Source organism: Pedobacter sp. 01T416_2 (genome assembly GCF_056398925.1).
Window position 1 is genome coordinate 1 of sequence record NZ_JBFTQI010000210.1, and the last position, 8029, is coordinate 8029.

5 protein-coding genes and 1 pseudogene are annotated in these 8029 nt (G+C 38.5%); 4 read left to right on the forward strand and 2 right to left on the reverse strand.

Annotation, left to right across the window (positions count from 1 at the left end):
- Together AC1DPQ_RS10970 and AC1DPQ_RS10975 are read left to right on the forward strand one after the other, a co-directional pair.
- Positions 1–2597: amidohydrolase family protein (locus AC1DPQ_RS10970; RefSeq protein WP_477609254.1), on the forward strand; the 2597-nt coding region annotated here is incomplete at its 5' end.
- Positions 2598–2663: 66 nt separating this feature from the next.
- Entirely contained in the window at positions 2664–2927 is a 264-nt protein-coding gene (locus tag AC1DPQ_RS10975) for a hypothetical protein (protein WP_477609256.1), read from the forward strand.
- Positions 2928–3149: 222 nt separating this feature from the next.
- Here AC1DPQ_RS10975 and AC1DPQ_RS10980 read toward each other — a convergent pair whose 3' ends face one another.
- The gene (locus AC1DPQ_RS10980) at positions 3150–5366 is read right to left on the reverse strand and encodes a B12-binding domain-containing radical SAM protein (protein WP_477579834.1); all 2217 of its coding nucleotides are present in this window, start codon (positions 5364–5366) and stop codon (positions 3150–3152) included.
- Between the two features lie 224 nt (positions 5367–5590).
- Here AC1DPQ_RS10980 and AC1DPQ_RS10985 point away from each other — a divergent pair, with 224 nt between their 5' ends.
- Positions 5591–6307, forward strand: a complete 717-nt coding sequence (locus tag AC1DPQ_RS10985; RefSeq protein WP_477579832.1) for a hypothetical protein — start codon at positions 5591–5593, stop codon at positions 6305–6307.
- Positions 6308–6665: 358 nt separating this feature from the next.
- Here AC1DPQ_RS10985 and AC1DPQ_RS10990 read toward each other — a convergent pair whose 3' ends face one another.
- Positions 6666–7856: a BaiN/RdsA family NAD(P)/FAD-dependent oxidoreductase gene (locus AC1DPQ_RS10990; protein ID WP_477609258.1), complete on the reverse strand. Its 1191-nt coding sequence runs from the start codon at positions 7854–7856 to the stop codon at positions 6666–6668.
- Positions 7857–7910: 54 nt separating this feature from the next.
- Here AC1DPQ_RS10990 and AC1DPQ_RS10995 point away from each other — a divergent pair.
- Positions 7911–8029, forward strand: a pseudogene (locus AC1DPQ_RS10995) (5-(carboxyamino)imidazole ribonucleotide synthase); the annotation flags it as partial.

An 8029-nucleotide genomic window follows, 5' to 3' on the forward strand; every position in this document is an offset into this window, starting at 1 on the left:
ATCCTAACGGGACTATCTATGCGATCCGTCAACTGGATTTAACAACAGGAAAATTAACTACTTTAATTAATGAACAAGGTGGTGCCTGTCGCCCGCAAGTTTCTCCGGATGGAAATTTAATAGCTTTTGTAAAGCGCGTAAGGTTAAAATCTACTTTATATGTTCAGAACCTGAAGACTGGCGAAGAATGGCCGGTTAATGAAGATTTATCCCATGACCAGCAGGAAACCTGGGCTATTTTTGGCGTTTATCCAAATTTTGCTTGGACTCCAGATAGCAAAAGCATTGTTTTCTATGCAAAAGGAAAAATCAGAAAAACAGAAATTGGTACACTGATCAACAGCACTATTCCTTTTCAGGCGAATACGATTCAAACTGTACAAAAAGCATTACATTTTGAACAGCAGGTTTTCAGCAATGAATTTTCAGCCAAAATGTTAAGACAATTAACCACTTCGCCCGATGGAAAAATAATTGTTTTTAATGCCGCAGGATACTTATACAAACAAGAATTACCAGCAGGAACACCAGAAAGGTTAACCAACGGATTGGATTTCGAATTTGAACCTGCTTTTAGTCCCGATGGAAAATATGTTGTTTATACCACCTGGAGCGATGAATTACGTGGGGCAATAAAGCGTACGGATGTAAAATCGGGAAAAACCATTATGCTAACTGATGAAAAAGGTTTTTATTATTCTCCTCAATACTCAACAAAAGGCGATAAAATCGTTTTCAGAAAAGGAAGTGGTAACGATGTTTTAGGTTATAACTATGGTCGCGGAACAGGTATTTTCATGATGCCAGCCAATGGTGGTGCTAAAACTTTGATTTTAGATAATGGAATCCGTCCACAGTTTAATAATACCGATACACGCATTTATTTCCAGAGTTATACAGATGGCAAAAAAGCATTAAAAAGTATCGATTTAAACGGGGCGAACGAAAGAACACACTTTACTTCTCAATATGCAAATCAGTTTGTTATCAGTCCGGATAATAAGTGGGTGGCATTTAACGAATTGTTTAACGTTTACATCACACCAATGATCAATATTGGTACTGCACAGGATGCATCGGCGGGTAATAAAGCCATTCCGGTTACAAAAGTGACTACCGATGGTGGAACATATATTCAATGGAGCGCCGATAGTAAAAGCTTACATTGGACGTTGGGGCCGAAATATTTTACCGTTGATGTAAATAATGCTTTCAACTTTGATGGAACTACACCTAAAACCGAAGCATCTTCTATCGACATCAATTTAGTTTTAAAATCCGATATCCCTACCGGAATAGTGGCGTTGAAAGGTGCAAGGATTATCTCGATGAAAGGTGACGAAGTTATTGAAAATGGAACCATTATTACCGATGGAAATAAAATTACTGCAATAGGAAAAGCAGATGCAGTAAGCATTCCGGCCAACGCCAAAGTAATTGATGTTAATGGCAAAACCATTATGCCAGGCATTGTTGATGTTCATGCCCATTTGCGTACCAGTCCTGATGGAATAACACCACAGAGCGATTGGAGTTATATGGCCAATCTGGCTTTTGGTGTAACCACTTCACACGATCCATCGAGCAATACCGAAATGGTTTTTAGCCAAGGCGAAATGCTTAAGGCCGGCAGAATGGTTGGCCCGAGAGTTTATTCAACCGGTGGTATTTTATATGGTGCTGATGGCGATTTCAAAGTGGTGATTAATAGTTTAGATGATGCTTTGGCTAATCTGCGCAGGTTAAAAGCAGTTGGTGCATTTTCAGTAAAATCGTATAATCAACCGCGTAGAGAGCAACGTCAGCAGATTTTAGAAGCAGCCCGACAGTTAAATATGGAAGTTGTACCTGAAGGTGGCTCTACTTTTTTCACCAACATGAATATGGTTGCCGATGGGCATACCGGGATAGAACATAGTATTCCTGTTATACCGGTTTATAAAGATGTGACCACGCTTTGGAACAACACCGATGTAGCTTATACACCTACTCTAATTGTAGCTTACGGCGGTCAATGGGGCGAAAATTACTGGTACGACAGAACCAATGTTTGGGAAAATGAAAAATTAATGACTTACACCCCCCGCTCGATTATAGATGCGAGAGCAAGACGAAGAACGACTTCTGAATACAGTGATTATAACCATATCGATATTGCTAAGGCTGCTAAACAAATTGCAGATGGTGGTACAAAGATTAATCTTGGTGCACACGGACAAATCCAAGGTTTAGGTGCACACTGGGAGCTTTGGATGTTTGTTCAGGGAGGTTTTACGCCAATGCAAGCCATCAGGGCTGCAACCTTAAACGGTGCAAGTTATTTGGGCATGAACAAAGAAATCGGATCGCTAGAAGTTGGAAAACTAGCTGACATGGTGATTATGGACGCCAATCCTTTAGATGATATCCGCAATTCGGAGAAAATTAAATATGTAATGATCAATGGTCGACTTTACGATAGTGCTACCTTAAATGAAGTAGGAACCAGAGAGAAACTTAGAGGTAAATTATGGTTCGAGAATATCAGAGGAAATGGCTATATTATTCCAAACGGAGAATCAGAAACCTGGACTTTTACTGTTCCGCATTGTGATTAAACTATAAAATTTTGAGCCATGTAAAGGGTGCGATTAAATCCTCTTTACATGGTAAATTAAATCAACATGAAACCGAATAAACTCTATAATACCGCCTCTGTTGTATTCTTAGTGCTCAGTGCGCTCGTTTTTTCATACAACGGATATTACATTTTGGGTATCCAAACTGTAAACTTATTCCTGGCGCTAATTGCAATGGCTTACATTACGTCTTTTATAGCGGTGATGAAAGACCGGAAATCGATCATTTCCTGGTTACTGTTAATCTTAAATTCAATTATATTAATCTGCATCATCTATTTCCTGACGCATTTTAAAATGAAGATGTAGTAGCCTATGCTTTAATTTATGATTTGTTCTTACAGTTCTTTCTAAACTTTTTTTTATAAGCGGTCGTCACCCTGAATTCATTTCAGGGTCTTAATAGCTAGAAAGATGCTGAAATAAATTCAGCATGACGATCGAATTAGGCAAACCAGCTAAAAAAAGCAGTATAGCTCAGGTACAATAAAATATAAGCTTACGTTTGTTGGAAACGAGCCTAAGCAAAATTTACAAAACCAACAAGCCGTATTCTCGAAGCGTGTTGATCGGTTTAGAATACCAGAACAACTCAAAGTTTTCCATCTCATTTTCAAAATCTGCTTTAACCTCCTGAAATGTAAAGACTTTTTCATTGGAGATCGAGATTTTATTTAAAATAGTGCTCAGCCAAGCGCCTTCGTTTTTGTTGGTTTGTACTGTAAAGGTTTCTTTTTTATCGTGAAAAGTTAATGATGCCATTTCCCAGGTATTACCCTTTTTCGATTTGGTAAAATACTCGGCGGAGGGCTTTCCTCCTATCCAAACTACTTTTGCGGTAGGTTTCGTATTAAACTGATCTTCATCATTTAAAGCTCTCTCAATAAAATCTGAAGGAATTTTCGTCCTAGGAATTTTAAAATCAAACCAATCCTGCAGTTCATAATCAAAACAGATACCATGCATAAAATTGAAGAGTGACTTTTTCAACCCGAAACTGAATTTATTATGGTCAATGCCCGTTTTATCGGTATAATTGATATCGTTATTGGCAAAAGTGCCAATCACTTCAGTGTCTTTCACCACACCAAACTTTTCCGGGTACATGCCTACCGGACTATGTGCCGTCATGGCAAACTGGTGCCAAAAGCCTGACTGTAATATCCCAACCTCAAACAACTGACGTACCATCTCTAAACTGTCGATCGTTTCCTGTACTGTTTGTGTGGGGTAACCATACATTAAATAAGCATGCACCATAATTCCAGCTTCGGAAAAATTACGCGTAACCTTAGCCACTTGTTCTACCGTTACACCTTTATCGATCAGCTTTAACAAACGGTCGGATGCCACCTCTAATCCACCCGAAACGGCAATACAACCCGAAGCCTTTAACAATAAACATAGATCTTGAGTAAAGCTTTTTTCAAAACGGATGTTCGTCCACCAGGTAACCGCTAACTTTCTTCTGATGATTTCCAAAGCTACCTCACGCATAAGCGCAGGTGGTGCAGCCTCATCAACAAAGTGAAAGCCATTTTGCCCGGTTTTTTCATATAAATCTTCAATCCGATCTACAATCAATTTAGCAGCAACCGGTTCGTAAACTTTAATATAATCAAGCGAAATATCGCAGAACGTGCATTTGCCCCAATAACAACCATGGGCCATCGTGAGTTTGTTCCAGCGCCCATCACTCCACATACGGTGCATCGGGTTTACGATTTCAATTACTGAAATATACTTATCTAATAACAATCCAGCATAATCTGGTGTACCAACATCAGCCTGCTTATAATCATTTCTGAAGGCATCGTTACGGTAAACCACCATGCCGTTTTCTAGCAGAAAAGTCCTTTTATAAAAATGGGCTTCAGCCGGAATAGGATGAGTAATATTTTGATATAAGAGTTCAATTGGTAATTCGCCGTCATCTAAGGTAATGTAATCGAAGAATTCAAAAACCCTTGCATCCGATAATGATCTTAATTCTGTATTCGGGAAACCACCGCCCATAGAAATTTTGATTTCCGGATGATTGGCCTTGACCCATTGTGCACAACGGAAAGCACTATACAAATTGCCCGGAAAAGGAACAGAAATCAAGAACAATTTAGGCTGAACAGTTTCAATTTTCTCTTTTAAAACCGAAATCAGGATCTCATCTATGTAGGTTGGCTTTTTATACAAAGCATCGTAAAGTTCATCAAAGGAATTAGCACTTCTGCCTAAACGTTCTGCATAACGGCTAAAACCAAAATTTTCATCAACACGCTCTACTATGTAATCAGATATATCTTCAAGATAAAGTGTAGCCAAATGTTTCGCTTTATCTTGCGTACCCATTGCGCCAAAAGCCCAATCTAACTCTTCTAAAGCTGCAAAACGCGAAGCTTGGGGCAGAAAATCATCACTACAGATCTGCAAGGCCAAAGTTGGATTCTTACCCTGTAGAAAAGCAATTACCGCATCGATGGTTTTTAAATATTCGTCTTGCAATGCAAAAATACGTTTAGCATTATCGCTTTTTGGATTTTCATTATCAACGCATAAACTTCGCTCAGTGTGATTGAACAGATCTTGCAATCCTTTTTTAGAGAACAGCTGTAAAATAACTTCAATACCTAAATCGGCCTGTGTAGCGCTGATATTTTTAGTATTCAGAAAACCTTTTATATACGCCGTTGCTGGATATGGGGTATTCAGTTGGGTAAATGGCGGCGTAATGGCAAATATTTCGGTTTTCAAAGGGAATTGTTTTTTCAGCAAAAGTACGGGAATTTTAAGGATTATCGCTAAATGCATGAAGAAACGACTTTACGATTAGAAAATCGTAAACTGTTTTTTAAAAGTCTAATGCACTACAATACCCAATCAAGTTGGGATGACGGATTTATCGGGATATACAACTATCTTAAACTAAAACACCAATCTAAACGTTTTAACCCTACATCAACACGTTTTCTACCTGAATGAAAGTTTTTTGTTTTTACATCCTGATGGTCTGTGTGCAAATCAGCTTTGCACAAAAAACATTTGTATTCCCCAAAATTAAAACACAAGGCGCTTCTATTGAACAGTTTACCCCCTCAAACTGGATCGTTATCGATCGGGTTTATGGCGACTTAAACAATGATGCTTCAGATGATTTAGCAGTAGTTTTTGAGTTTAACAGATCAATTGATGAAACCCGTGTTTATGGAGACAACAATACAGATATCATTAAAGAAACCCAGAAACCAAGAATATTGGCTATATTTTTTAAAGATAAATCAACAGGTAATTACAGTTTATCTACCCAAAACAACGATTTCATTTTACGTTCAGAAGAAGGTGGTAAATTGGGCGATCCGCTACAACAGATTGCCATTAAAGACCAACAACTCTACCTCCGTTTCCAGGGTGGTTCCGAATGGCGTTGGGAACTGGGCTATACCTTTAAATTTGAAAATAAGGACTGGTTTTTAACAAGCGCGATCAATCTTTATTTTAACCAGAACAGTGGCGATATGACCGAAAGGGTGTATGATTTTAAAACCCGCGAATTATTTACCACTGTTGGTAATCTGCACCGAAGGGATATTGCAAACCGAAAAACAAGTGAGGTTTTATATTTTTCGCAGCTCAGAACGTTCAAAACCTTTAAAAAGCCCTGGGCATGGGAAATTATGCCGAATGTTTATTTGTAGATCCAAACCTACCAGGTTTTCGAAACCTGATAGATTTGATTGTGTTATTTTTCTTTCCAGGAAGCCGTCACTTTGTTAAATAAACCTGATAGAACGGAAAGCCCGGAGCGAAGTATGAGTGAGGACTTGAAGGGATAGCAGGACTGCACTATCCGAAGAGCGCCTACCAAACATTTCCAAAACAATATTGACTACCTTAGTCACCTGAGGATATAAGTAGCGCTATTTACAAACCTATAACGTTTAATCCAGGGTATTTTTGTTTTCATCTGTCTTATTGAGGGCTACGCCGCTTAAAAACATGAGAGACTTAGATAGACCCTGGACCCGATGAAAAATCTGGACAGGGTGACGGATATTACAAATTCTGCGCAATTACAAAACCGCTTGCCCAGGCCCATTGAAAATTATAGCCGCCAAGCCAACCTGTAACATCTAAACATTCGCCACCAAAAAACAGGTTCGGAATCTTTTTACATGCTAAAGTTTTAGAAGATATTTCGTTAGTGTCAATTCCACCCCGCATTACTTCGGCTTTATCATAGCCTTTATCACCTGCAGGTTTAACCTTAAAATGGTGAATGGTTTGTTCAATTAAATCGATTTCTGATTTTGTTAATCCTGCAACAGGTTTGCTTAAAGGTAAAAACTTACCTAATGCATCGGTAAATTTCTTGGTATAAATCCTGTTTAAAAACGTCGACAATAAAGTTTTACCATTATTTTTTCTTTCATCATCCAACAGCGAAACAATATGTTGATTTGGCAACAGATTTAGGTTAATTGTTTCACCCCTCCTCCAAAACGAAGAAATCTGCAAAATAGCAGGCCCACTTAATCCCCAGTGCGTAAAAAGGATATTTTCTTCGAACGAAATCTCATCATTGCTTACTTCGCAAAAAACAGAATTTCCCGAAAGCTGCGCAAACCATTCTTCATCCTTACCAGTTATGGTCAAAGGAACCAAAGCGGGGGCCGTTTCAATTATTTTTAGATCGTGTTTTCTCGCAAAACGTAAGGCGAAATCTGTAGCACCCATTTTTGGGATGGGTAAACCTCCAGTGGTAATCACCAACTTTTCCGCAGTTAAAACTACGGTTTTACCATTTTTTTCATAAATTACTTTAAAGCCTTCTGGCAATAATTCAATATCCTTTACATCTGCGTTACACCTAATTTCTTGCCCGAAATCTTCGCAAACGGATGTAAAAACCTCAACAACATGTTTCGCATTTTTATCATCAGGAAATAATTGGCCTAAAGTTTTTTCTTTGCCTGTAATGCCATAAGTTTCAAAAAAGCCAATGGTATCGTCAACTGTCCACTGCGTGAAAGCAGATTTGATAAAATGTGGGTTTGCTGATATAAACTGCTCAGCTGATGCAAATTGATTCGTATAATTACAGCGGCCTCCACCCGAAATTAAAATTTTGGCACCGGGTTTGTCATTTTTTTCGAGCACAATTACTTTCTTGCCCAGATAGCCTGCCTGCACCGCACACATCAATCCGCAGGCACCTGCACCAATAATTATTGCATCAGCATTCATCAATAAAATTTATTATGGTTACTTTTGCACAAAAGTAGCATTATTTTCAAGCGCATGGCAAAACAGATTAGCGAATTAAAATTAGGTATTTTAGGTGGCGGACAATTGGGCAGAATGCTCATTCAACAAGCAATCAATTACAATGTAACCACATTAGTTTTAGACCCAGATCC

Excerpts from the sequence above, each read along its gene's own strand:
- AC1DPQ_RS10975 (WP_477609256.1), top strand. The coding sequence starts at position 2,664 with ATGAAACCGAATAAACTCTATAATACCGCCTCTGTTGTATTCTTAGTG.
- AC1DPQ_RS10985 (WP_477579832.1), top strand. The coding sequence starts at position 5,591 with ATGAAAGTTTTTTGTTTTTACATCCTGATGGTCTGTGTGCAAATCAGC.
- AC1DPQ_RS10990 (WP_477609258.1), bottom strand. The coding sequence starts at position 7,856 with ATGAATGCTGATGCAATAATTATTGGTGCAGGTGCCTGCGGATTGATG.